This window comes from Metabacillus hrfriensis, from assembly GCF_030127205.1.
Classification (GTDB): Bacteria; Bacillota; Bacilli; order Bacillales; family Bacillaceae; genus Bacillus_P; species Bacillus_P dongyingensis.
Genome location: NZ_CP126116.1, coordinates 1,318,916 through 1,340,523, shown reverse-complemented (window position 1 = coordinate 1,340,523; position 21,608 = coordinate 1,318,916). Strand labels below are relative to the sequence as shown.

General features: G+C 39.8%; 24 protein-coding genes and 1 riboswitch. Of the genes, 6 read left to right on the top strand and 18 right to left on the bottom strand.

Annotated elements, in window-relative coordinates; all coding sequences use genetic code 11:
* Positions 1-6: 6 nt before the first annotated feature.
* Positions 7-456: a MarR family winged helix-turn-helix transcriptional regulator gene (locus QLQ22_RS06630; RefSeq protein ID WP_223440564.1), complete on the bottom strand. Its 450-nt coding sequence runs from the start codon at positions 454-456 to the stop codon at positions 7-9.
* A gap of 167 nt (positions 457-623) precedes the next feature.
* Positions 624-2,450: an APC family permease gene (locus QLQ22_RS06625; protein ID WP_284016266.1), complete on the bottom strand. Its 1,827-nt coding sequence runs from the start codon at positions 2,448-2,450 to the stop codon at positions 624-626.
* Between the two features lie 147 nt (positions 2,451-2,597).
* Positions 2,598-2,743: riboswitch (cyclic di-AMP (ydaO/yuaA leader) on the bottom strand.
* 167 nt (positions 2,744-2,910) lie between these two features.
* Here QLQ22_RS06625 and QLQ22_RS06620 point away from each other — a divergent pair.
* Both QLQ22_RS06620 and QLQ22_RS06615 read left to right on the top strand, forming a co-directional pair.
* Positions 2,911-3,045 carry a bacitracin ABC transporter ATP-binding protein gene (locus tag QLQ22_RS06620; RefSeq protein WP_284016265.1) on the top strand — a complete coding sequence of 45 codons (135 nt, stop codon included), beginning with the start codon at positions 2,911-2,913 and terminating at the stop codon, positions 3,043-3,045.
* Positions 3,046-3,107: 62 nt separating this feature from the next.
* On the top strand, positions 3,108-3,755 hold the full coding sequence (locus QLQ22_RS06615; RefSeq protein ID WP_284016264.1) for a glycosyltransferase: 648 nt from the start codon (positions 3,108-3,110) through the stop codon (positions 3,753-3,755).
* A gap of 220 nt (positions 3,756-3,975) precedes the next feature.
* Here QLQ22_RS06615 and QLQ22_RS06610 read toward each other — a convergent pair whose 3' ends face one another.
* A complete protein-coding gene (locus QLQ22_RS06610) occupies positions 3,976-4,488 on the bottom strand; it encodes an acyl-CoA thioesterase (protein WP_223440560.1) in 513 nt (170 codons plus the stop codon).
* 485 nt (positions 4,489-4,973) lie between these two features.
* Here QLQ22_RS06610 and QLQ22_RS06600 point away from each other — a divergent pair, with 485 nt between their 5' ends.
* Positions 4,974-5,741: a SurA N-terminal domain-containing protein gene (locus QLQ22_RS06600; RefSeq protein ID WP_284016263.1), complete on the top strand. Its 768-nt coding sequence runs from the start codon at positions 4,974-4,976 to the stop codon at positions 5,739-5,741.
* A gap of 133 nt (positions 5,742-5,874) precedes the next feature.
* On the opposite strand, the gene QLQ22_RS06595 is transcribed toward QLQ22_RS06600, so the two are convergent.
* From QLQ22_RS06595 to QLQ22_RS06575, 5 genes are all read right to left on the bottom strand, one after another.
* Entirely contained in the window at positions 5,875-6,702 is an 828-nt protein-coding gene (locus QLQ22_RS06595; RefSeq protein ID WP_284016262.1) for an ABC transporter permease subunit, read from the bottom strand.
* Positions 6,695-7,594 carry an ABC transporter ATP-binding protein gene (locus QLQ22_RS06590; RefSeq protein ID WP_284016261.1) on the bottom strand — a complete coding sequence of 300 codons (900 nt, stop codon included), beginning with the start codon at positions 7,592-7,594 and terminating at the stop codon, positions 6,695-6,697. The genes QLQ22_RS06595 and QLQ22_RS06590 overlap by 8 nt, the downstream gene beginning before the upstream one ends.
* Positions 7,595-7,613: 19 nt before the next feature.
* Complete coding sequence (locus QLQ22_RS06585; protein ID WP_223440551.1) at positions 7,614-8,405, bottom strand: CPBP family intramembrane glutamic endopeptidase; 792 nt, start codon at positions 8,403-8,405, stop codon at positions 7,614-7,616.
* A gap of 21 nt (positions 8,406-8,426) precedes the next feature.
* A complete protein-coding gene (locus QLQ22_RS06580; protein ID WP_223440549.1) occupies positions 8,427-8,969 on the bottom strand; it encodes a helix-turn-helix domain-containing protein in 543 nt (180 codons plus the stop codon).
* A gap of 297 nt (positions 8,970-9,266) precedes the next feature.
* Positions 9,267-10,493, bottom strand: coding sequence for an MDR family MFS transporter (locus QLQ22_RS06575; RefSeq protein ID WP_223440547.1), 1,227 nt, complete (start codon positions 10,491-10,493; stop codon positions 9,267-9,269).
* A 161-nt stretch (positions 10,494-10,654) separates the two neighbouring features.
* Here QLQ22_RS06575 and QLQ22_RS06570 point away from each other — a divergent pair, with 161 nt between their 5' ends.
* Positions 10,655-11,410 (top strand): alpha/beta hydrolase, encoded by a 756-nt coding sequence (locus tag QLQ22_RS06570; RefSeq protein ID WP_252208264.1) that lies wholly within the window; start codon positions 10,655-10,657, stop codon positions 11,408-11,410.
* Positions 11,411-11,448: 38 nt separating this feature from the next.
* Here QLQ22_RS06570 and QLQ22_RS06565 read toward each other — a convergent pair whose 3' ends face one another.
* From QLQ22_RS06565 to QLQ22_RS06540, 6 genes are all read right to left on the bottom strand, one after another.
* Positions 11,449-11,919: a GNAT family N-acetyltransferase gene (locus QLQ22_RS06565; RefSeq protein ID WP_284016260.1), complete on the bottom strand. Its 471-nt coding sequence runs from the start codon at positions 11,917-11,919 to the stop codon at positions 11,449-11,451.
* Positions 11,920-12,159: 240 nt separating this feature from the next.
* The gene (locus QLQ22_RS06560) at positions 12,160-13,434 is read right to left on the bottom strand and encodes an MFS transporter (RefSeq protein WP_284016259.1); all 1,275 of its coding nucleotides are present in this window, start codon (positions 13,432-13,434) and stop codon (positions 12,160-12,162) included.
* Positions 13,435-13,506: 72 nt separating this feature from the next.
* Entirely contained in the window at positions 13,507-14,043 is a 537-nt protein-coding gene (locus tag QLQ22_RS06555; protein WP_284016258.1) for a DinB family protein, read from the bottom strand.
* A gap of 41 nt (positions 14,044-14,084) precedes the next feature.
* Positions 14,085-14,606 carry an NUDIX domain-containing protein gene (locus tag QLQ22_RS06550; protein ID WP_284016257.1) on the bottom strand — a complete coding sequence of 174 codons (522 nt, stop codon included), beginning with the start codon at positions 14,604-14,606 and terminating at the stop codon, positions 14,085-14,087.
* Positions 14,607-14,679: 73 nt separating this feature from the next.
* Entirely contained in the window at positions 14,680-15,429 is a 750-nt protein-coding gene (locus QLQ22_RS06545; protein ID WP_284016256.1) for a helix-turn-helix domain-containing protein, read from the bottom strand.
* A 159-nt stretch (positions 15,430-15,588) separates the two neighbouring features.
* Positions 15,589-16,419, bottom strand: a complete 831-nt coding sequence (locus tag QLQ22_RS06540; protein ID WP_223440533.1) for a GNAT family N-acetyltransferase — start codon at positions 16,417-16,419, stop codon at positions 15,589-15,591.
* Positions 16,420-16,559: 140 nt separating this feature from the next.
* Here QLQ22_RS06540 and QLQ22_RS06535 point away from each other — a divergent pair, with 140 nt between their 5' ends.
* Positions 16,560-17,033: a DinB family protein gene (locus tag QLQ22_RS06535; RefSeq protein WP_284016255.1), complete on the top strand. Its 474-nt coding sequence runs from the start codon at positions 16,560-16,562 to the stop codon at positions 17,031-17,033.
* A gap of 211 nt (positions 17,034-17,244) precedes the next feature.
* Here the strand turns inward: QLQ22_RS06535 and QLQ22_RS06530 are convergent, their stop codons facing one another.
* The 3 genes from QLQ22_RS06530 to desA form a co-directional block, all read right to left on the bottom strand.
* A complete protein-coding gene (locus tag QLQ22_RS06530; RefSeq protein ID WP_223440531.1) occupies positions 17,245-17,844 on the bottom strand; it encodes a response regulator transcription factor in 600 nt (199 codons plus the stop codon).
* Positions 17,841-18,965 carry a sensor histidine kinase gene (locus tag QLQ22_RS06525; protein ID WP_284016254.1) on the bottom strand — a complete coding sequence of 375 codons (1,125 nt, stop codon included), beginning with the start codon at positions 18,963-18,965 and terminating at the stop codon, positions 17,841-17,843. The genes QLQ22_RS06530 and QLQ22_RS06525 overlap by 4 nt, the downstream gene beginning before the upstream one ends.
* Before the next feature lie 82 nt (positions 18,966-19,047).
* Positions 19,048-20,067: a Delta(5) desaturase DesA gene (gene desA, locus QLQ22_RS06520; protein ID WP_223440529.1), complete on the bottom strand. Its 1,020-nt coding sequence runs from the start codon at positions 20,065-20,067 to the stop codon at positions 19,048-19,050.
* A gap of 282 nt (positions 20,068-20,349) precedes the next feature.
* Between desA and QLQ22_RS06515 the strand changes: the two genes are divergently transcribed.
* Positions 20,350-20,838, top strand: coding sequence for a DinB family protein (locus QLQ22_RS06515; protein WP_223440528.1), 489 nt, complete (start codon positions 20,350-20,352; stop codon positions 20,836-20,838).
* A 163-nt stretch (positions 20,839-21,001) separates the two neighbouring features.
* Here the strand turns inward: QLQ22_RS06515 and QLQ22_RS06510 are convergent, their stop codons facing one another.
* Positions 21,002-21,514, bottom strand: a complete 513-nt coding sequence (locus QLQ22_RS06510; RefSeq protein ID WP_284016253.1) for a DoxX family protein — start codon at positions 21,512-21,514, stop codon at positions 21,002-21,004.
* Between the last annotated feature and the right edge of the window lie 94 nt (positions 21,515-21,608).

The window sequence follows — 21,608 nt, the reverse complement described above, 5'->3', positions numbered from 1 at the left end:
CCCCAGTTATTGTTCTTTGCTTTCTATTAAAACTTTATTGAGTTTTTCATACGTTTCTATAAATTGTTTAATTTCCATCGGATCGAACTTATTAATGAAGGATTCCACAAGTTTATGAATCCGGTCTTCTGCTTTTTCATACAGTTCATTTCCTTTATCGGTGAGCGTCAAATAGACAACGCGGCGGTCATTTTCATCACGCGTCCGCTCAATCAGTCCTTTTTCAAACATTCTTGTGATAATCGCGGTTATCGCGCTTTTTTTCACATTAAACACTTCTGCCAATTCAGAAGATGTGCATGATTGTGCATGATTGATATACCTGAGCATATAGTGCTGGTCATTCGTCAGATCACTTCCAATCTGCTCTTTGACCAGATTCTCGGCAATGCTTGTAACAGAAAAAGATACCGCTATGTACCGGTCTACCAGTTCTTTAATATTTTCTCCTGACATTTTTCCACCTCATTTCATCGATTGTTCTATTGTTTAATTATTCACTTGTTTAACTATTAACATATTTAACTTTAATGTCCGAATAAAAAAATGTCAATACATGCACACTGCCATTTCTTTTACCCATAAGAAAAGGAGCTCTTTTAAAGAGCTCCTTGATATTCCCGCTATTTTTTCAGATGATACGGAACGGTAGTGACAATGACATTTCTTTTATACAGCAGAAACGTCCTTATTAAGATACTTGACTGGTTATGAAGAATATTGTGCCAGCTTTTTTTTGGAATAAATTGCGGGATTAAAACCGTAACCCTATAGTTGGATTCACTTGCTTTTTTCTCTACTGTATCAATGAATTTAGTCAACGGCTGAATGATGCTTCGATAATAAGACTGCAGAGTTACAAGCCGAATATCCGGCTGCCACTTGTTCCATTTATCTTCAAATATTTTTTCATCGACTCGTTCAAATGAAACGTAAACCGCAATGATTTGATCTGCGGATAATGATTTTGCATAGTTCAAAGAATTTTCTACTACGTGAGTCATTCCGGCTACCGGCACGATAATGACATTCCCTTCAATCGGCTTGATCGGCTCGCATGTTGTGAGTCTCAGCTGATCTCCAACGGCCACATAGTGCTTCTTAATTTGATGAAATCCTAAAACGATAAGAGGCAAAAAGATCAGCACCGCCCAAACCTGCGAGAACTTTGTTATGAAGAACATCATCATGACAAGAAAGCTGATAAGTGCTCCAGTTAAATTTATCGCAAGTTTAACCGCCCAGCCTTTAGGCTTCTCACGCAGCCACTTCACGAGCATCCCTGTCTGGGATAAGGTAAATGGAATAAACACGCCTACTGCATAAAGGGGGATGAGCTGTTCTGTCTGCCCTTTAAAAATAATAATTAGTAAAATGGACGTGACTCCAAGAGTGATGATCCCATTTGAATACCCTAATCGGTCGCCTCTCATCGTAAACATTCTTGCAATGTATTTATCTTTTGCAAGGTTGAATGCAAGCAATGGAAAAGCAGAGTATCCAGTGTTGGCAGCGAGAACAAGAATCATAGCTGTCGTTCCCTGGATAAAATAATACATAAAGTTTCTTCCAAACGTTTCAGCTGCAATTTGGGAAACAACGGTTTCTTCGTGTTTTGGAGCTATCCCGAAGTAATAGGCTAAAAATACGATTCCTGAAAATAAAATGGCAAGCAATAACCCCATTGCCATCAGCGTTCTGACTGCGTTTCTAGGACCAGGTTCCTTAAAATTCGGTATCGCATTTGAGATTGCTTCGACCCCAGTTAAGGCAGAACTTCCTGAAGCAAAGGCTCTCAGCAGCAAAAATAAACTAATGCCTGCAACAGGAGTCCCTATCGGTGCATGCAAATCAGATGAAACATCCCCGGTTATGATTTTATATATCCCTACCCCTATTAAAATAAAAAGGGCCAATACAAACAAATAGACTGGATAGGCTAAAATCGAAGCCGATTCGGTGATTCCTCTGAGATTTAGTATGGTGATAAAAACAACCAGCAAACAAGCAATGATGACATTATGATCATGTAAGCCTGGAAATGCAGAAGTAATCGCATCTGTTCCTGCTGAGACACTTACAGCTACTGTCAATATGTAATCGACTAAGAGTGAACCTCCTGCAACTAAACCTGCATTTTCTCCAAGGTTTTCTTTTGAAACGACATATGCTCCTCCTCCATGTGGATAAGCATAGATAATTTGACGGTAGGATAAGATCAGAGCCGTTAATAAAAATAGTACCCCTACTGCAATTGGCATGGAGTACCAAAATGCAACAGCACTTATTGTTACTAAGACAAGCAGGATCTGCTCTGGCCCGTACGCTACAGAAGATAAGGCATCTGAAGACAGAATAGCCAGTGCTTTCTTTTTATTTAATTTTTGCTCTCCTAATTCTGTAGATTTTAAGGGAGCCCCAATGATTATTCTTTTAAGCATAGATAACATTTCTGCACCACCATTTTTTCGCCCTTTGACCTTTTTCTTGAAGGTATCATTTAAGAAAGTAAATATTTAATTAGCGAATCAATCATAATTGTCCGCAAGTCATTACGAACAGCATAATGGACATTAGGATCCCAGTCTCACCGCTACACATCCTCTCTTTTAACGCTTACGGGGTTAGCTGACGGATTCGGGACAAAAGAGTATCCCTACCTATATGAATAGGATTCACCCCTTTGCGAAAATTATCACAATATCGGGTTCCCCGCTCCTTATGGATTAAGCGAATAATAAATATGAAACTGTTGGTTATCATACTCCTATCCTTAAGAGTTGTAAATAAAAATAATTCATATCCTTTGACTTTTTTAATCCAATAAGCTACCGGTCAATAAAAGGAGGAAATGTATGATGTTGTGCCATTGCGCTAACACTATTTTTATTCAAGCATAGGAGGATTTTAATGATTAAAGAAAACATACCGATAATATCTGATGAATTTTTAGATGAAGTGACAAAAGAGATCAATAAGGTATACGGTTTTGAAAATAATCCAATAGAAAAAGCAGATCGGGAGTTTCATGCGGAAGAAGAATGAAACTTAGGATTACATGCAAATTATTGATGTCACGCACTACTTTTATAAAGGAGATTTTCCAATTGAAAAAACACTTAATAACTGCTGGAATGCTGATTATGTCCTTAGTCTTCGTCATGTCGCCGATAAAAACTGATGCAAAAGACATGACACAGGCACGCGAAGAATGCATCACAAAAGAAACGCTTGCTTTAAAAGAAAGCATGAGGAGGCTCTGGACTGATCATGCGGTTTGGACAAAAAGCTATGTGGTCAGTTCCCTTAACGATCTTGAGAATCAAAAAGAGCTGCTTGCAAGGCTCTTAAAAAATCAGGATGACATTGGCAATGCCATTAAGCCTTATTACGGGGAAGAAGCAGGAAACAAGCTTGCTGAGCTCTTAAGAGAACACATTCTGATTGCAGGAAAATTGACTGCAGCTGCAAAAAGCGGCAATCAATCTGACTTTAAGAAATTTAATACTGAATGGCATAAGAATGCAGATGACATGGCCAAGTTCTTGAGCAGCGCAAATCCGAACTGGTCTGAAAAAGAACTGAAGGAAGCATTATATATTCATCTTCAATTTATTTCTGAAGATCTGTCTGCCCGACTTAAAAAGGATTGGAATGCGAGTATTGAAGCATTTGATAAAGGGCTGGATCATTTGATGATGCTGTCCGATGTTCTTTCGGCAGGAATTATGAAGCAGTTTCCAGAAAAATTCTAGCTTATCTATTGAATATAAGTTTACTTCAAGATTTGTTTGTGTTGCTTCGTATGAAAATCGCAATTTCATTAGTCTTAAATAAAGGGAAGATCCCCAAAGGATCTTCCCTCTTTTTTATTATTGATTTTATTGCGGCTTTTTTCAGGGTGGAGGCGATTTTCTTCCCTAATACACTGCTTTGGTGTACTTTTATCAAGGCGAGCGCGGTATGTATGGCCAATTAATATTGCTTAATTTTCTCCGAGAATGTAATGCTCGCTTTTCTTCTTGCTTTCCTGATTAACGAGCGCTCCTCACCTGAATCAAATAAATATTTTTCCTCTTCTGTTTCAGGATAAACTCCCGGAACGGCTTTTGGCTTACCATGTTCATTCAATGAAACAAATGTGATAAAGCTTGTCGCTGCTACTCTGGATTCACCGCTTATTAAATCTTCTGCCGTTACTTTTACGAATACCTCCATTGATGATCTTCCCGTGAAAGTGACGAAAGACTCAAGATGCACCGCATCAGTCGGTCGAATCGGATGCAGAAAATCCACCGAATCCATGGATGCTGTGACACATTCTGACCGGCAATGTTTCGCAGCTGAAATTGAGGCTACAACATCTATTGAAGCCATTAATTTCCCGCCGAACAAGGTTTGATGATTATTCGTATCAGGCGGCAGTACACGGTTTGTTTGAAAAACTCTTGATTCTGAACACGGTTTGCTGTTAGGTATCTGTGTCATAGTAATCTCCTTTTTAATTGCATTTTTTTAGAATTTTGCTGAATTTCTTTCTCAAAGTATGGACTTCTTCTAAGCTTCGTATGCTGTTCATAAGTATATCCAAGCATGATTAAAGGCCCCTCACTAAAAGCAAAAGCCCCTAAAGCAATTCCAAAGGGCCTGCGGTTTTCCATATACTCTGCAGGTAGGACAATTGAGGTTGTCCAGGCTATGCTTTAATTCTAGAATTAAAACATTCCAGCTCCATGGAAGGTCCCCTAGTCCCTAGCATCAGGATTTATTTTCCTGCCTTTTACTCAGATGCCCATATTCTAACATATTTTCCTAATGCCCTTTGCTGATATTAAACGTTTCAATCCTGTTACAATTCTTCAGATCGGCTCGATAAGGTTTCTTTTTCACAGGATTTCCTTTATAATGCGCACTAGATGATTTTTTTTCAAAAGAAAAAATTATACTTCTAGCTTGAAGGAAGGAGATCGATTATGAAAAAAGTAATGTTATCATTAATAACCGGTCTAATGGCCGTTGTTTTAGCAGCATGCGGAGGCAATGAAGAAAGCAAAGAAGCAAAAAATGATGATAAAGCAAAAACAGCCGAAACCGATCAGCAGAAGGATCAGCAAAAACAAATGGAAGAAATGCAAAAGAAATTAGAAGCGCAGCAAGTGGATGAAAAGAAAACTGTTGCTCTTGTGAATGACGAAAAAATCCTTGGCAGCGATTATAACAGCGTCCTGCAGTCGACTCAGGGCCAAATGCAGCAAATGGGACAAGACCCTACTTCTAAAGAAGCTGCAGAGCAAGTGAAAAAACAAACACTTGACAGCTTAGTCGGACAAACCCTGCTGCTTCAAGAGGCAAACAAAAAAGGCTATAAAGCATCTGATGAAGACGTTAAAAAACAGCTTGACGAAACGAAAAAACAGTTTAAAACCGAAAAAGAATTCGAAGCAGCTCTTAAGAAATCAGGCATGGACATGAAAACACTTGAAGCTCAAATTGCAGATGATATTAAATTCAGACAGTATGTTGAAAAAGAAGTGCCTGCAGGTGAAATCTCAGCTGAAGAAATTCAAAAAACATATGACCAATACGCTGAGCAAGGAAAAAGCAGCGGACAGGAAGTTCCAAAACTAGAAGAAGTAAAACCTCAGATTGAACAATCTCTTCAGCAGCAAAAACAGCAGGAACAGCTTGCTCAAAAAGTGGAAGAATTGAAGAAAAACGCGAAGATTGATCTTAAGATTTAACAGCTAAAAAACCCCCTGTGCCAGAAGGCAAGGGGGTTTTTTAGCTCTGTCAGTGCAAATCAGGTTTTTAGTGTAAATCAAGGATTTATCCGTATTAAGCAAACCTGATTTTATCGCCTGAATTTGAGTTCCCTCAATGAATCTGCTTTTCAAATATCACATACCGATCATTATACTTCGTGATTCTCTCCAGCAAAACGGCATTCACGATCAGAATCACAAGTGAGATCAGCAGTGTAATTTGTGCCCCCACAAAAAATAAACCGCTTGACTGACCAGCCATCATTCCAACAGCAGGCAGGATAATCAAGCCTCCAATGTTCTGCGCTTCCTGATATGTTTTGACACGCGAGGAGATAAAGACGTTAAGCAAGACCGTCATAAGAGACACCATTGGTGAGAGACAAAAGATCAGAGCGAGCCAATTGGCAGATGGAAAGATCATTTCTCCAAACAGCTGAAAACCCAGAATATTAATAATCAATCCGCTCACTAAAAAGCTTAAAAAGGAGACGAGAAGAGACGGAATAAAAGATCCAAGAATTTTGCTCACAAAGAGAGTTTTAATCGGCACAGGAGAAAAAAGCAGACTCTCAAGTGTACGCCGCTCCTTTTCCCCTGCAAAGCTGTTGGCGGCCACCACACTTGCCGTGATTATCGGCACCAGCAAAAACAAGGACGGAAGCATGTAGTTAATAAACAAATAAACAAATTGCTGTTCGGCTGTTTCAAGCACGAGATTCTCCTGTTTTAAATGAGTCAGGAAACTGCTGATCAGCTTCTGTGCATCATTTCCCGCCATCTCTTCGATATCAAAAATAAGAGCACTTCCAAGGAGAGCTGCAGGTATGATTGCTGAAAAAATAACCGGAATAATAATCAGCGTAGCAAACAAATTTTTGCTGCGAAAAATATCCCTTAAATCTTTTTTGATAATCGCCTTCATCATTGCGCTATTCATTGTGCATCTCCCTTACTTTAAAATAAATAGATTCAAGATCATTATTTAAAATTTCTGCGGAATAGACATGATGATTTTCTAAAATCCCCCTCAGTAAAAAAGGGATATCAATTTTTGCAGGCAGTGTGAAGATGACTTCGCCTTCTGCTCGCTGTTCACAACGAAACTCCAAGTATTCTTTTCTATGAAGCTTCATATCTGTGTTTACTTTTACCTTGATTTCTTTTAAATACTTTTTCTCAAGTTCAGCCATTGTGCCTTGCTCAACAATGGTTTGATGCTCAAGAAACGCGAAGGAATCGCAAACAGCTTCCAGCTGATGCAGTACATGAGAACAGATAATCATAGTTGTGCCGGTTTCTTCGTTGTATTTTTTCAAATATGCGAGGACCATTTTGATGCCGTCCGGATCGAGGCCATTTGTCGGTTCATCCAGAAACAGCAATTTGGGACTGTGTAATAGCGCTTTTCCGAGCGCAAGTCTTTTTTTCATGCCTGTACTGTATGTTCCTGCAGGTTTATCTTTATGCTCAGCTAGATCAAACAGCTCAAGCAATTGAATGATTCTGGATTTATCCTTGACTCCATATAAATCTGCAAAAAAAGCTAAGTTTTCTTCACCGCTTAATTGATGATACAAACCTGCACCTTCTGTAACAATGCCTGAAATCTTTCTGATCTCATCGCCATGTGTTACAGGATCATGATTCAAGATCGAAATCGTCCCGCTGTCAGCTTTAATGACGCCGTTTAGTATTCGGATAAATGTTGTTTTCCCGGCTCCGTTTGGTCCAAGGAGTCCTACAATCTTTCCCTGTTCTGCTTTAAAATTGACGTTCTTCAGCACAGTCTGACTTCCAAACGTTTTTGTAACACCTGCGACTTCAATCATCTGTATTCAAGCTCCCTTTTTAATAGAATAATGGAATAAACAGCAGCTGCATCGAGATATGAGCAAACATGTGCGAGACGATTGCATACTCAAACCCTTTTTTCCAATAGAGGTAACCAAAAAACAAACCTCCGATACCATTCAGCAGGAAGCAGCGGAAAAGAATCATACCAGTCAAATCACCAAATACCATTGAAGTGAACGGTAAATGACCGGCAGCAAATACTAGTGAAGCAATGATGATGGCAGCCCAGATATAAAATTTAAGCAGCTGCTGCCTCTTTCTTCCAGCCGTTTTTTGAAAAATCCATGCCAGCAAACTCACTAAAAACAGCCGCATCAGGGTTTCCTCAAACACTCCGCCTGCCAGAACACCCGCGAATAATCCGAGCCAAGAGAATTCAGGCGTGCTCTCCCCTATCTGCTGAATCTGATACTGAAAATAAAAGCGGTCTGAGCCGACAATCATGAATCCCGTCACAGTTCCAAGAACAATGGAAAGCAACAGAGATGAACGGTTGAATAGCCTCTTTTTTCCTTTTTCAAAGAGAGATTGCAGGATGTCAAAAGAAAAACCAGTATTTCGTGCCAGTTTAAAACCAAGAAAAGCAAGGATGAAACTCATGATAAATAATTGAACAGATGATACTAGAGATAAAACAACCAAGGAGGCACCGCCGGTCATTTCCTCAAATTCATTTGCAGACATCGCTGATTTTAATAACTCCATTTGATATGGCAGCAAAAGAAAGCCAGATGCAAAACAGATCCCTGAAATCAACAAAGCCAGTTTCAAATCCATTCTCTTCATTAGCCTCTCCCTCTTCAGCTTTTACGTTTTTTTACTTTTGCCTTCAGGTATGACAATCGTTGCAATGTTTCTTCCTGTACGTTCGGGCGAAGGTTCATTAAGCATGGCCTTTTGCAGCAGTTCACCCATCCCCTTTAACAGTTCCATAAATTCGGAATCTGATAAATGGATATTTGCTACAGTGTAACTTACTCCATCTTTCATCAAATCTGCTTCTCCCTGCTGTAAATAATTCTCATACATGCCCATCAGCTGAGTGGTAAAATTCATGAATAATTCTAAATGCTCTTCACTTGATAAGGATAAAAAGTCTTCTTGCGACTGAACGGATGGCTGATTTAGCATATAAACTTTTTCAACCGTTCCTCTTATTTGATTTTCTTTTACAACTTGAATGATTTTGGCTTCAAGAAGTTTATTAAGATGTCTGTACAGTGTCGCCTGAGGAACATCTTTCGCCCGCTCCCCCAATTGGCTGACTGTCATTTCTTTGCCGTTCAGCAGAGATTGAATAATTTTCATTCTCACAGGATGCAGGATCAGGTTCATCTTTGATTTATTCATGTCTCTATCCTCCAGTGTATTCATTGTTATCAATATTAATAATGATAACATTTTATAAAAAAACTACCTTTATCACTTTTGATAATAATACATTATTTGATAATAATCCAATATTTTTTCCGAATTTTCTCTCTTAACCATTTTATAGAACCTTTATATAAGCATAAGGTTATGATGACTGCCCGTTCTGCTTTTATTGGTAACGTATGTAAATAAAAGAGAATCATGAAACAAGGCGAAGGATAACTGAAATCTTTTAAAAAGAAGGAAGCGCACGATGTACGCATCCCTCCTTCTTTACACATGAACATGTTGTTTAATAATTGTTGCCTTTTTTTCCATTTCTTTTTTCACAAGCAGCAGAACTGGCAGACCGCTTAATGTGATAATCATCAGACAGCCGAATAAAATGGCAGGATCGCTGACACCGTAAGAATCGAGAAGCAGTCCGCCGATCCAAGGACCGAGAACGTTCCCGAGCTGAGTAAATCCCATAGCGCCAAAATAAGTACCCTTCATATCGGGATTGGAAATTTCATCAATCAGGACATCCATCATCGCGAAGAGCAGGACCTCTCCAACCGTAAAGAAAATGACAACCAGGCCGATCATCCAAATGCTTTTTGCAAAAGCAAAGCTGAAAAGGCTTAAACCGACAAATAAATTCCCAAGCATAATTGATCTGATCGGAGAATAGTTCCTCGCTATTCTGACTACCGGATACTGAATGATCAAAACCACGACAGCATTCAGGGACAGCAGAATGGAAAACGTTCTGGCCCCGTCCTTAATCTCAGGAGACATGGCAAAGTATTGGGGCAATGTAGAAGTAAGCTGTGAAAATCCTGTAATGCATAAAATAATGCCTACTAAAGTTAAAAGAAGCAGTTTATCTTTTCTCGTTACATGAAATGCCTCCCTAAATGAAATGCGGGTAGTTTCGTTTGCTTCACTTGCAAGTTCCGTTTTCATAAATGTGAGCAGCAGTGAGATGCCGTAAAGGGTATAAATCGCGGCTGCAATATAAAAGGGAAAGGTCGTTTTTGCTGATCCCAAAAAGATGCCTAATATCGGTCCGAATACAACCCCGACATTGATGGCAGCATATCTCAAATTAAAAATCAGCAGCTTATTTTTCTGATCTGTAATATCCGATAACAGCGCTCTCGTGGTTGGTTCAAATACCGATCTGCAAACCCCGTTCAGAGCATTCATAATAAAAAATGAAAGCACACTGTCTGCCACTCCAAAACCAATAAAAACAAGTATCCATAGAAAGATGGATGTCAGCAGCACTTTTTTCCTTCCAAGTTTGTCAGACAAATAACCTCCATAAAAGCTTGATAAAATGCCGGCAAGTGAGCTGACGGCAATAATCGTTCCTGTCATGGACGCAGAGACGCCTTTTACTTGAGTTAAATAGATGGCCAGAAATGGTATGCTCATAGATGTTGCCATTCTGCCGAAAATCGTGCCGATTAAGATGTTCCACCCAAGCGGATGAATCTGTTTAAGCTGTTTCATGAATGTACCTCCACCTTGTGATAAAAGCTAGTTTACCACAATTTCTCATTTTCCGAATCCTAAAATGGAAGGATGAATCTCAACCTTTAGTAGGAGTTTGCAAGTCTAATAGCGAATGGTAAATCGTTGAGATTTTTAAATAATTGGCAGGAGGTTTTTTTATGTCAGAAAGATATCCGGTATTAAAAGGAGCAGAACCATTTTATTTTGAAGGGAATTCGGTCGGGATTCTCGTATCACACGGATTCACAGGCTCAACACAAAGCATGCGCCCGCTTGGAGAAGCCTACGCAAAAGCCGGATACACTGTATGCGGACCTCGGCTAAAAGGCCACGGTACACACTATGAGGAAATGGAAGGAACAACTTATGAGGATTGGACTGCTTCTGTTGAAGAAGGTTATCAATGGCTGTCTGCGCGCTGCAGCACCATCTTTGTTACTGGACTTTCAATGGGAGGCACGCTTACTCTCTATCTCGCCCAAAAACATCCGGAAATAAAAGCGATCATCCCCATAAATGCTGCTATTGATATTCCGACGATGGCAGGAGCCCAGCAAATTCAGGCCAGATTTCTGGACGCAATTGGTTCTGATATTAAAAATCCTGCGGTAACCGAGCTTGCTTATGAAAAAACACCTGTTCAATCATTAAAAGAGATTAATAAGCTCATGGCATTAGTGAAAAAAAACCTGTACGAGATTACATGTCCTGCGCTTATTTTCGTTTCATCAGTGGACAACGTTGTCCCGCCTGATAACTCAAAGGTCATTTATGAAGAAATTTCTTCAAGGAATAAAAATCTGATCACACTTGAAAACAGCTACCATGTCGCTACGCTTGACCATGACCAGCAGCAGATCATTGATGAGACGCTTCATTTTATTGAAAAAGTACTGAATCAGACTGCTGTTTAATTCACACAAAAGGCTCTATCTTTTAAAAGACAGAGCCTTTATTTTTTGACCATGACTAAGAAGGCTGAATGCCCTGTGTCAAAACTTGCTGTTTCAATAAATCCTGCACTTTTGTATAGACGAATGGCCCTTTTATTAAAAGAAGCCACAGTTAATCTAAGAGGCATATTGGGAAATCCCATGTGAACATGATGCAGGATGAACGAAAAAAACAAATGGCCCATTCCTCTGCCTGTTCTGTCCGGCTCAAGACCAAGGCCGATATCAATCATATTCTCTGAATAGATTTCCGGAAGAGTGCAGTTCGGAACTTGAGCCGGTTTTCCCAGGCAAAAAAAGCCTATTAATCTGCTGTTTAAGTCAACCACTGCATAATAAGAGTTTGACAGCATTCCATTGATATTGCCTTCTGTAAGCTCCATGTTATAAAAATCATAAGGCGGTTTGTAGTTCCATTGCAGAATTTCAGCAGCCATTCTTCGGTTCATCTTTTTTATTAATAACTGCATGCAATCCCCCTCTATCCAATGGTATGAAAATGTCTCTCATTGAAAATAAATTAAACGAATTCCAAGACTTTTCTCATTAATTCTGAGACTTTGCGAAATAATTCCAAGACTTTTTCCATTAATTCCAATACTTTTCATATTAATTCCGTATAATTGTGAACAAAAGGACGTTTGTCTTAAATAGCGCCAGGCTATATAACTAGAAAAAGCTGTATCCTCATGCGGCACAGCTTTTTCTAGTCAGCCTTTTACAGTATGGCCTTTCAAAATAGCAGGCGCTTCCTGCTTCTTAATCACTAAAACAAACAGACTCGCCACCAAGCAGAATAGACCAGATATAAGAAAAGCCCACGTGTAAGAGCTGAGAACCTTATAGATCATTCCTCCGCCAAATGCGGCCGCTGCAGCACCAGCTTGATGTGCAGCAAAAATCCATCCATAAATAATTCCGCTCTTTTCAATACCAAAGACTTGCCGCGATATGCCAATCGTGGGCGGAACAGTCGCAATCCAGTCCAATCCGTAAAAAATAGAGAAAATGATTAATAGAGTTGTAGAGCCTTCAAATAATGCATATGGCAATAACAGCAAAGACAAACCTCTTAGTCCGTAATACCAAAACAGCAGCCATCGATTATCAAATCGATCTGAAAGCCATCCGGACGCCGTTGTTCCGATTAAATCAAAGATGCCCATAAAGGACAGCAAGCCCGCAGCTGTCACTGCCGGTATACCAAAACTGATGCACACCGGAATAAAATGCGTTCCGATCAACCCGCTCGTCGATAGCCCGCATATAAAAAAGCTTCCTGCAAGCAGCCAAAACTCCTTTGCTTTTATTGCTTCGATTAAGCCCTGAAATGCCATGATGATCGGATTTTTCTTTTCGGCCGAGCTTTCTATTGGTTCTTCATTCTCTGATCCATAAGGCAAAATCCCGATATCCATTGGTGAATTTTTCATAAAAACCAGGATGATTACAAACATTCCCAGACAAAGAAATAAAACGAGGGAAATGGCTTCCCGCCATGAATAAGCTTCTGTGATCCAGGCTAAAACCGGCAGTAAAATCAACTGGCCGGTAGCGGTGCTTGCTGTCAGAATTCCAACAGCAAGCCCTCTCCTTTTAATAAACCATCGATTTGCAACATAAGGGCTCAATACTGTCAAAAACAACCCAGAACCAAGACCTATAATAACACCCCATATGAGAATAAGCTGCCAGGAATCCTGCATGAAAAAAGTGAGTACAATCCCTGACAGTAAGGTGGCCATTGCAAGAATCATCATTTTTTTTATGCCAAGCACTTCGATCAGGGCAGCCATAAATGGACCTGACAGGCCATATAGAAACAGACTGATGGCAAATGCAAGCGATATGACGGGCCGTTCCCAGCCAAATTCCTTCTCAAAAGGCACGATAAATACCCCAGAGGAAGATCTGATAATTCCAGCTACAATAATAGCCAAAAAAGTGACAGATAAAATGATCCAGCTATAGTGAAAACGTCTCATATATGTACCTTCATTCTGCATTTATTCTATTTTACATTAACAACACTATTTCACAGCTGTGATCTTCAAGCTTCATCCAGCTGAAAATTCTTTTGCCCCCATATAGCGTTCTTTAAGGATTTTTCGGTGATGAAGCTCATGACCGGCAATAATACATGCTATCGCCCGTACTGTAACACCCAATTCATTGGCCGTTCCCCATCTCTGCCAGTCTTTTTCTTTTAAACTCTTAAGCAGGAGCAGCGTTCCCTCTCGGACAACGAACAGGTTCTGAAGGAGATCTTCCATCTTCTCCTGATTAAAATTCGCCTGAGCTACATATGCATTTTCATCATAGCCAGGCAGCTGCGCCGCATCTCCCCTTGCAATGGATAAAAGACGGTATGCCATGATTCTTTCCGTATCCACAACATGGCCGATCACTTCCTTTATGCTCCATTTACCCGGTGCGTATCTGAATTCCCCTTCTGCTTCAGAAAGGTCGTTAAGCAAATGCAGCGTATCCTTTACTTGCTGCTTTAAAAGCTGTTCAATATCTCCTTCAGGTATCATGCTGATATATCCTGCATAATACTTTGCATATTCATTTTGTTCCGGGCGTTTGTTCATGCTCCTCATCCTTTAGCAAATTTTATCTCTTTTCTAATCTCTTATCCTTCATTCCAAGTCCAATTTCCATCTAACAGCATCTCTTCCAAACGGGTCAAGAGCCTAAAATCGGTTTTATTTACAGAGCCTATGTTTTCAGTAAGGTCCCATAAACGAATCTCAGATGTTTCTTTATTCACTTTAAACGGCATTAAATCCTTTGCAGAAGCAAAAAAAATTGGACTGTACTTAATTTTCCCAGTGCGCTTCTTCCTTTTTTTCAGCAAACCGGCAAATTCCAGTTCCGGAACAACTTGCCCGGTTTCCTCAAATAACTCTCTTATCGCGCATTCTTTCGGAGATTCTCCTAACTTCCTTCTCCCGCCGGGAAGCTCCCATTTCTTTTTCTTTATACTGAAACAAAGCAAAATTTTACCCCTGCTTCTGAAAATAACAAATGATCCTGCCAATGGCTGATATGAAGCTAATTCCTCTTCATCTACAATTAAAAAATCAACAAATCCTGTTCCGCTCCTGATTGTCTGTACCTCCCTGAATACTGCAAAGAGAATATGCTTGGTCATTTGTTATGATTATGCACAGCTTTTCAGAAATGACACAGATAACCTTTAAAATGATGAACGAACCTGCTCTTTATCAATCATTACAACACCAGTAATTCTCCTCCATATCCTCAAAATACAATCGATCAAGCAGCTGATTTAGAACCCCATTGAAATATCCTGAAATGCTGCGTATCTTTTTTCGCTTTACTGCTTGAAACGCAATTTTTGCTGCTTCAATTCCTATGCTTAATAAGGTCTTTTCTATGTAAATGTCTTTTAAATGAACAATATGCGCCTGATATATTCCATACATGCGGCTAATCAATTTCTGATCTTCTATAAAGCAATGGCACATGTGCTGAAATGTTTGAAAAGGTGACAGGGGTTCAATCTCCGGATACGTTTTTAATTCTGTTTTTATGCTTAAGGAAGGATGGCTTATTGGTGTGACAATTTGCAATCTCTCTTGTGTGACATTTTGCTTTTGCTGATGAGGCAGAATGACAATAGCATTTGACGTTTGCTGATTGTCGCTTTTGCGCTTAAGCGCATACTGCCTGATCATTCCAAATTCCTCTAATTTTTGACAAACACGGATAACCGTTCTTCGGCTTTTCCCTGTTAATTCACCTATTTTATTTTTTGATAAAAAAGAGACTCCCATGTACTTCAAACTGTATCTTCCAATAAGCTTTAAAACCTCAATCATTGTTTTGGTAAGCCTATTATTCTCATCTTTCAAATGATTGTAGATGGATGCGTCAAGCTCTTCGCATGTGCTGAAGAGCTGCAGCTTTTTATAAGTCTCAGGGCATGCAAAAAATTCAATCGTTTTTTTCATCAGAAAAATTTCCTCCTCATAACTTCCTGTCAAAAAAGTTATAAAGAGGCATTTAATGATGAGTAGCATTTCCTCTTATTTTTTTTAATAAACACTGTGTCACCTTAAGAGATAAGAAGCGTCATCAAGTAAATTGATAACGCCATGACAAAAATATTTCTAACTGCTTTTCTGCCATTCATAATAATCCTGAACATGAAACGACTTGAATCCGCATGATTCATACAGTTTAAGAGCATGAGCATTTTTAGCCTCAACTTCAAGGAAGATCGGATAGCCTGCTTCATTTTCCTTTGCAATTATTTTATGCAAAGCATTTCTTCCGATGCCCCTGCCCTGATAATCAGGCAGCACAGCAAATCCGTAAATCCATGCCTCCCCATTTGTATGAGAAACACGCATTTTCCCCACTGCTTTGTTTTCAAATTCAATTATAATAAATTCCTGATCATCTTCACGTTTGATGCAATGGCTGTAATCTGATGCATCTTGTTCCATGTATCCAAAGCAGCTTACATCCAGCTGAATCTCGAGCGGCAGATCACTGGGTTCAGATTGCCTTAACGTGACATGATTATCGGCGGCAAGTTCTTTTTCCGCCCACTTCATTTGATATTCAGAGAAGGAATATTCACATGAAATGGTTTTCAGGAAATCCTTTGCAGCAGCAGACTGTGCAGGAGCATTAAAAAGAACTTCCCTGTACTTTCGCTCTGTGCAGGCTGACAAAGCCTGTTTCATAAGCTTAGAGAAAATCCCTTTTCTTCTGTACTCTGGTTTGACCATGCCGCATAGTTCAGCTTTTTTTCCAAAGCTGTATATTCCCAAAAATGCCGCTAGCTTTCCATCTTCATAAAGAAGAAAATCACTCTGTTCATTTTCAGAACGATTTCTAAGCATCTCCCAGTTCAGTTTTAATTGTATTTTATCGTTAGCTTCGCACTCATGCTGAAGCTCCCCAATCTCGACCAGCTGTTTTTCAGTTAACATGTTGTTCCTCCAGAACCTGTAAAGTTTTGACTATCAAAGTATTATTCTTTAAGAGAAATCAAAAATCCTTTTAAAAAAGGCAAAAGAGGAGGAAAACAGGGCATAGACACGAATAAATCATATAAAGGAGTGATTTTTTCATGGAACATACAATTATGCAGCACATGGAGATTGTGAGAGGAATAACAGTAAACACACTCAGCAGAATACCTGAGGAAACAGCAGACATCATACCTGCAGGCTATAACAATAACATCCGCTGGAACTTTGGACATATTGCCTACATACAGGAAAAGCTTGTTTTTGACCTCGCTGGAGAAGAAGCTGGAGTGCCTGGGCATTACAAGGAACTGTTCAGCGCTGGGACTAAACCGTCTGATTGGAATGGCACACCGCCCTCATTTACTGAGATCTCAGAAGTGCTGAAAAATCAAAAGGATAGGTTAAAAGAGTTCATTCCCGGCCACTTTCATCAAAAGTTGAATGAGCCCTTCACCAATCGTGCCGGCATCACATTTCATACTGTAGGAGCAACCTTTTTATTCAGTTTCTATCACGAAGCCATGCATATTGAAACAATAAAGCGGATCTACCAGGCAATTAAGAAATCTTAAAAGGAAGGATGCAAATTTCATTTTGCATCCTTCCTTTTGAGTACTTACCTGAATTTTGTATCGTTTCGTCTGTCCTTATTTCATGACTGGGAGAATCATTAAAATACTGGCCGATTTGAGCGAAAACGATCTTAATTCCAGACTCCATCCAATTCCAGCAAAAAAAAAACCTCAATTCAGTGTTTTCCACTTAATCAAGGTTTACAGTCATTTATTTAAACCAGCCTTTTTCCTTCGATTGGGAAATGGCCTCTATCCGATTTTTCACTTCCAGCTTTTCAAAGATTGTTGAGATATAATTCCGGACGGTTCCCGCTTTAATGCTAAGTTCTTCGGCAATTTCTTTTGTGTTCATTCCGTCTGCGACCAGCTCAAGCACTTCTTTTTCCCGTTCAGTTAAAGGATTTTCTTCACTGTACACATCATCCATGAGTTCAGGTGCGTAAATTCTTCTGCCTTCCATTACACTGCGGATCGAGCTTGCAAGCTCTTCGCTTGGGCTGTCCTTTAATAGATAGGCACTAACTCCCGCTTTTACCGCTCGCTGAAAATATCCAGAGCGTGAGAACGTTGTTAAGATAATCACTTTACAGCCTTCCGCCTTCAGCTGTTCGGCGGCTTCGAGTCCATTCATTCCAGGCATTTCTATGTCTGTAATGCAAATATCAGGATTGAATTTTTTCACAAGGGCCACAGCCTCTTCCCCGTTATGAGCCTTCCCTACAACTTCCATATCATCTTCCAAATTCAGCAGTGATCCTAATGCGCCTAAAAGCATTTGCTGATCCTCTGCAATAACGATTCGGATCATATGAGATCCTCCTTATCCTTTTGTTTTACATCATTCGGTACTTTAATGATAAGCGTGGTTCCTATTTCTGAGTGAATCTCGAGACTTCCATTTACAAATTCCAAGCGCTCTTTCATGCCGTTCAGTCCGTTGCCTTTTGTAAAATCACCCTCTGTGATGCTTCCGATTCCATCATCACGGACCGTCATCACAATTCCGTCCCATGTCTGTTCAACCCGGAAATAACAGGTTGTTGCCTTGCTGTGCCTCACAACATTGTTCACCGCTTCTTTTAAACACATGCTCAATATATTTTCAGTAAGCAGGGAAACATTAGAAAGTGCCGCATCCTGTTCAAGCACAAACTCGATTTCAGCCGCTTTTAAAATCTGTTTTACGCGGACCATTTCTTCTTTAAGCCTGATGCCCCGCATTTGCGAGACCATCTTTCTCACTTCATTTAAAGCTGTCCTTGCTGTAGCCTGAACATCTTTTAATTCTTCGCGGGCTTTTTCAGGATCTTTATAGATTAATTTTCTGGCCAGATCACTTTTCAGACCGATAAGCGAAAGCTTTTGTCCTAACGTATCATGCAGATCGCGGGCAATTCTCTGACGCTCTTCAAGCTTTACAAACTCGGAGATTTTCTTGTTGGCATCCTCAAGCTTTTCTTCAAGCTGTCCCCTCTCCTTCTTATTATAGATATTAAAAGGAAGAAGAATGACACTGATGCACGTGATAATAATAAATGGAAGCTGCTCTAAAAAAGATGCTTCCTGTAAAATAATACTGAGGTTAATGGCAACTGTAGTAACAACTAAATGGATGATGTAAAGTGTCAAGAAAGCGATGCGGTCGCTTATATTTCCTATCAGATATGCAATATAAAACGCAAAGTAAATGTAAGTAAATAAAAACATTGACGTAAAAGAAATGGCGATTAATAGACACGTCCAAACATAAACAGGCCAGCCCTTTGAAATAAATGCAAACCTAAAAATAATAAAAAATAAAATGGTCAAAGAGATTCCAATGATGATCTCAGCCGTTGAGGATGATTGAAGGATAAAATAAAATGGCAGAATGCTGAGTACGGCCCATATATAAGGAGAAATTCCGTTATTAATATATCGTTTAAACATGATGGAAACTCCTTTTTTTAACTATTTTATCATAATAAAACACATGCAGCCTATTAAGACTGCATGTATCTTCCAATTATTCTTATATCTGATGACTGCTTCTCATTTTCGCGAGAGCTCTTATTTCTTTATATCCGACAAACTTCTTGCTTCTTTCATCCCATAAACGGAATTTTAGTGACTGCAAGCTTGTTGCAAGTGTAATCGTCGGAATGTTTTGAAGAGGTGCTGTGTTGTTGTGCGCTTCTTCAAGACGGTAGTTCGGCACCCTCGGGCTCAAGTGATGAACATGATGATAGCCGATGTTGCCTGTAAGCCATTGAAGCGGCTTTGGAAGCTTATAAAAAGAACTTCCTTCTACAGCTGCTTTTACATAATCCCAGTTTTCATCTTCTTCAAAATAAGAATCCTCGAATGTATGCTGTACGTAGAAAAGCCATACTCCCAATGATCCCGAGATTAAGAAAGTCGGACCTTGTACTAAAAGAAAGGCTTCCCATCCAATCGTGAAACACAAAGCAGCCGCTGCTGCTGCAATTAATGCATTCGTAAGATAAGTGTTCATTTTTTCACTTGTCTTTGCACCTTTTTTATTAAAACGGTTCTTGATAAGAAAAACGTAGGTTGGTCCGATTCCGAACATCACAATAGGATTGCGGTATAGACGATAGGCAATTCTGCGCCATACCGGCTCTGCCAGATATTCATCCACTGTGAGAACCCAAATGTCGCCTGTTCCGCGCTTATCTAAATTACTGCTTGTTGCATGATGAATCGAATGGTCATGCTGCCATTGGCTGTATGGAAACAGCGTTAAAACACCAGTAATCGTACCAACGATTTTATTTGCTTTACGGTTCTTAAAGAACGAGTGATGACAGCAATCATGAAAAATAATAAAAATTCTTATTAAAAATCCACCAGCGAGGACAGCAAGTCCAAGTGTCAGGAAGTATGAAATCGACAGACTCTGATATGCAAGCACCCAAAGGATAATAAAGGGTACTATCGTATTGATGATCTGCTTGATGCTGTCTTTCGTATTTGCTTTTTCATATGGTGCTACTTGTTTTCGTAAGTTTTTTTGCAATTCTTTGCTCATTTTTTTTGATTCCCTTCTAAATAAGGTAATTCAAATTATAGAGGTATTCCATTCATCTGTGCAGACATAGGTGTCATGCTGGATACATGATAAATGTCATATACGGAATGGAGATGTTTTCCACATTCATTTTCTGCAGGTTAAAAATATTCTATACGTATTTTTTAAGATTTAATAAACGTTATGGGTTTTTAGAAGGAAATGAGGATCTTATGTAGAATTGTATAGGTGAACAGTACGTATGTTCTTATTTTAAATTCAAATCGGATGGGAGCTAATCACATGTATTTAACTGTACAAAGCTTTATCAGCGACTACAAAAATGAAGCAGCAGTCACACAAAAATTGCTAGATTCTTTAACAGATTCCTCATTAAAGCAGGGTGTTGCACCCGGCCATCGGTCTCTTGGTGATCTGGCATGGCATTTGGTGCCGGCTTCAGGAATGCTTGAACCGATGGGGTTAAAAGTTCAGGGGCCTCCAAACAGCGAGCATCCAGCAAAAGCAGCAGAGATTGCAGAGCAATACCGCGTGTCGGTTCAATCTCTTCTTGAGGGCGTAAGTGAATGGGATGATGAGAAGATGCAGGAAACTAAAGAAGTGTTTGGTTTTCAGTGGAAAAACGGGATGACCTTATCACTATTCGTTAAACATGAAATCCACCATCGCGGACAACTGACTGTTTTGATGCGTCAGGCAGGACTTCCAGTTACGGGCGCTTATGGGCCTTCAAAAGAAGAATGGTCTGATATGGGAGCTCCAACTTCTTAAATAGAACCGTGCAAGCGCCTTGGTCAGCTCCGAAAGGCAGATAAGAATCCGCCAGTAAAGGCGCTTTTTGCTTTTACTGGCGGATCCATTCTGTGACCGAAGAGGCGCTGACACTAGATAGAAATGCCTTCAATCCTCTATCACTCTCTGGGCCGGGCTTATATTAATGAGCTGCTGCATGTTTTTGATTCGTTTTTTTCAGCCCTTTAGTTCGTTTCAAATAATTTTTGATAGTTGGAATGGCAAAGCGGTCAGCCCCATAAAACCATGCTGCTGCACCTGCTGCCATTAATACCATAGCTGCGGTGTAGAGGATTGGATTTGTGCTTGTTGTCCCAGAGAGCATGAAATTCAGATTCATGAATGCACCTGCCAATAGAGCCGGGAGTGTTGCAAGTCCTGCAACTAAAGCAATTCCAACAAGCGTTTCACCCCACGGAACCAGAAAATTGATCAGATCAGCATTCGGCAAAAGTGCATGTTTCAGAAATGCCGCATACCAGCCTTGTACAGCAGGATGATCCCCTCCCGCTTTTGCAATTGCGCCCTGTACATAACCTGTCGCATCAAAACCGCCAGTAATCTTTCCAATGCCTGCTTCAAACCATTGTATACCAAGCCAGATCCGCAAAACCGTCCAAACAATTGCCATCTTTGTTCCTCTTAACCATGCCATAATAGACATCTCCTTTTTGTGAATTATTTCACATATTAAGTTAAAAAAAGGGAAAAAACTTAGACAAGCCAGCTTTGCCCAGAAAGTTTGTGAA

Coding starts and splice junctions, on each gene's coding strand:
- QLQ22_RS06550 (WP_284016257.1), bottom strand. CDS start 14,606: ATGACCAAGCATATTCTCTTTGCAGTATTCAGGGAGGTACAGACAATC.
- QLQ22_RS06570 (WP_252208264.1), top strand. CDS start 10,655: ATGTCAGAAAGATATCCGGTATTAAAAGGAGCAGAACCATTTTATTTT.
- QLQ22_RS06620 (WP_284016265.1), top strand. CDS start 2,911: ATGATTAAAGAAAACATACCGATAATATCTGATGAATTTTTAGATGAA.
- QLQ22_RS06545 (WP_284016256.1), bottom strand. CDS start 15,429: ATGAAAAAAACGATTGAATTTTTTGCATGCCCTGAGACTTATAAAAAG.
- QLQ22_RS06600 (WP_284016263.1), top strand. CDS start 4,974: ATGAAAAAAGTAATGTTATCATTAATAACCGGTCTAATGGCCGTTGTT.
- desA (WP_223440529.1), bottom strand. CDS start 20,067: ATGAGCAAAGAATTGCAAAAAAACTTACGAAAACAAGTAGCACCATAT.
- QLQ22_RS06595 (WP_284016262.1), bottom strand. CDS start 6,702: ATGAATAGCGCAATGATGAAGGCGATTATCAAAAAAGATTTAAGGGAT.
- QLQ22_RS06555 (WP_284016258.1), bottom strand. CDS start 14,043: ATGAACAAACGCCCGGAACAAAATGAATATGCAAAGTATTATGCAGGA.
- QLQ22_RS06625 (WP_284016266.1), bottom strand. CDS start 2,450: ATGTTATCTATGCTTAAAAGAATAATCATTGGGGCTCCCTTAAAATCT.
- QLQ22_RS06610 (WP_223440560.1), bottom strand. CDS start 4,488: ATGACACAGATACCTAACAGCAAACCGTGTTCAGAATCAAGAGTTTTT.
- QLQ22_RS06510 (WP_284016253.1), bottom strand. CDS start 21,514: ATGGCATGGTTAAGAGGAACAAAGATGGCAATTGTTTGGACGGTTTTG.
- QLQ22_RS06580 (WP_223440549.1), bottom strand. CDS start 8,969: ATGAATAAATCAAAGATGAACCTGATCCTGCATCCTGTGAGAATGAAA.
- QLQ22_RS06590 (WP_284016261.1), bottom strand. CDS start 7,594: ATGATTGAAGTCGCAGGTGTTACAAAAACGTTTGGAAGTCAGACTGTG.
- QLQ22_RS06585 (WP_223440551.1), bottom strand. CDS start 8,405: ATGAAGAGAATGGATTTGAAACTGGCTTTGTTGATTTCAGGGATCTGT.
- QLQ22_RS06575 (WP_223440547.1), bottom strand. CDS start 10,493: ATGAAACAGCTTAAACAGATTCATCCGCTTGGGTGGAACATCTTAATC.
- QLQ22_RS06630 (WP_223440564.1), bottom strand. CDS start 456: ATGTCAGGAGAAAATATTAAAGAACTGGTAGACCGGTACATAGCGGTA.
- QLQ22_RS06530 (WP_223440531.1), bottom strand. CDS start 17,844: ATGATCCGAATCGTTATTGCAGAGGATCAGCAAATGCTTTTAGGCGCA.
- QLQ22_RS06525 (WP_284016254.1), bottom strand. CDS start 18,965: ATGTTTAAACGATATATTAATAACGGAATTTCTCCTTATATATGGGCC.
- QLQ22_RS06535 (WP_284016255.1), top strand. CDS start 16,560: ATGGAACATACAATTATGCAGCACATGGAGATTGTGAGAGGAATAACA.
- QLQ22_RS06565 (WP_284016260.1), bottom strand. CDS start 11,919: ATGCAGTTATTAATAAAAAAGATGAACCGAAGAATGGCTGCTGAAATT.
- QLQ22_RS06515 (WP_223440528.1), top strand. CDS start 20,350: ATGTATTTAACTGTACAAAGCTTTATCAGCGACTACAAAAATGAAGCA.
- QLQ22_RS06540 (WP_223440533.1), bottom strand. CDS start 16,419: ATGTTAACTGAAAAACAGCTGGTCGAGATTGGGGAGCTTCAGCATGAG.
- QLQ22_RS06560 (WP_284016259.1), bottom strand. CDS start 13,434: ATGAGACGTTTTCACTATAGCTGGATCATTTTATCTGTCACTTTTTTG.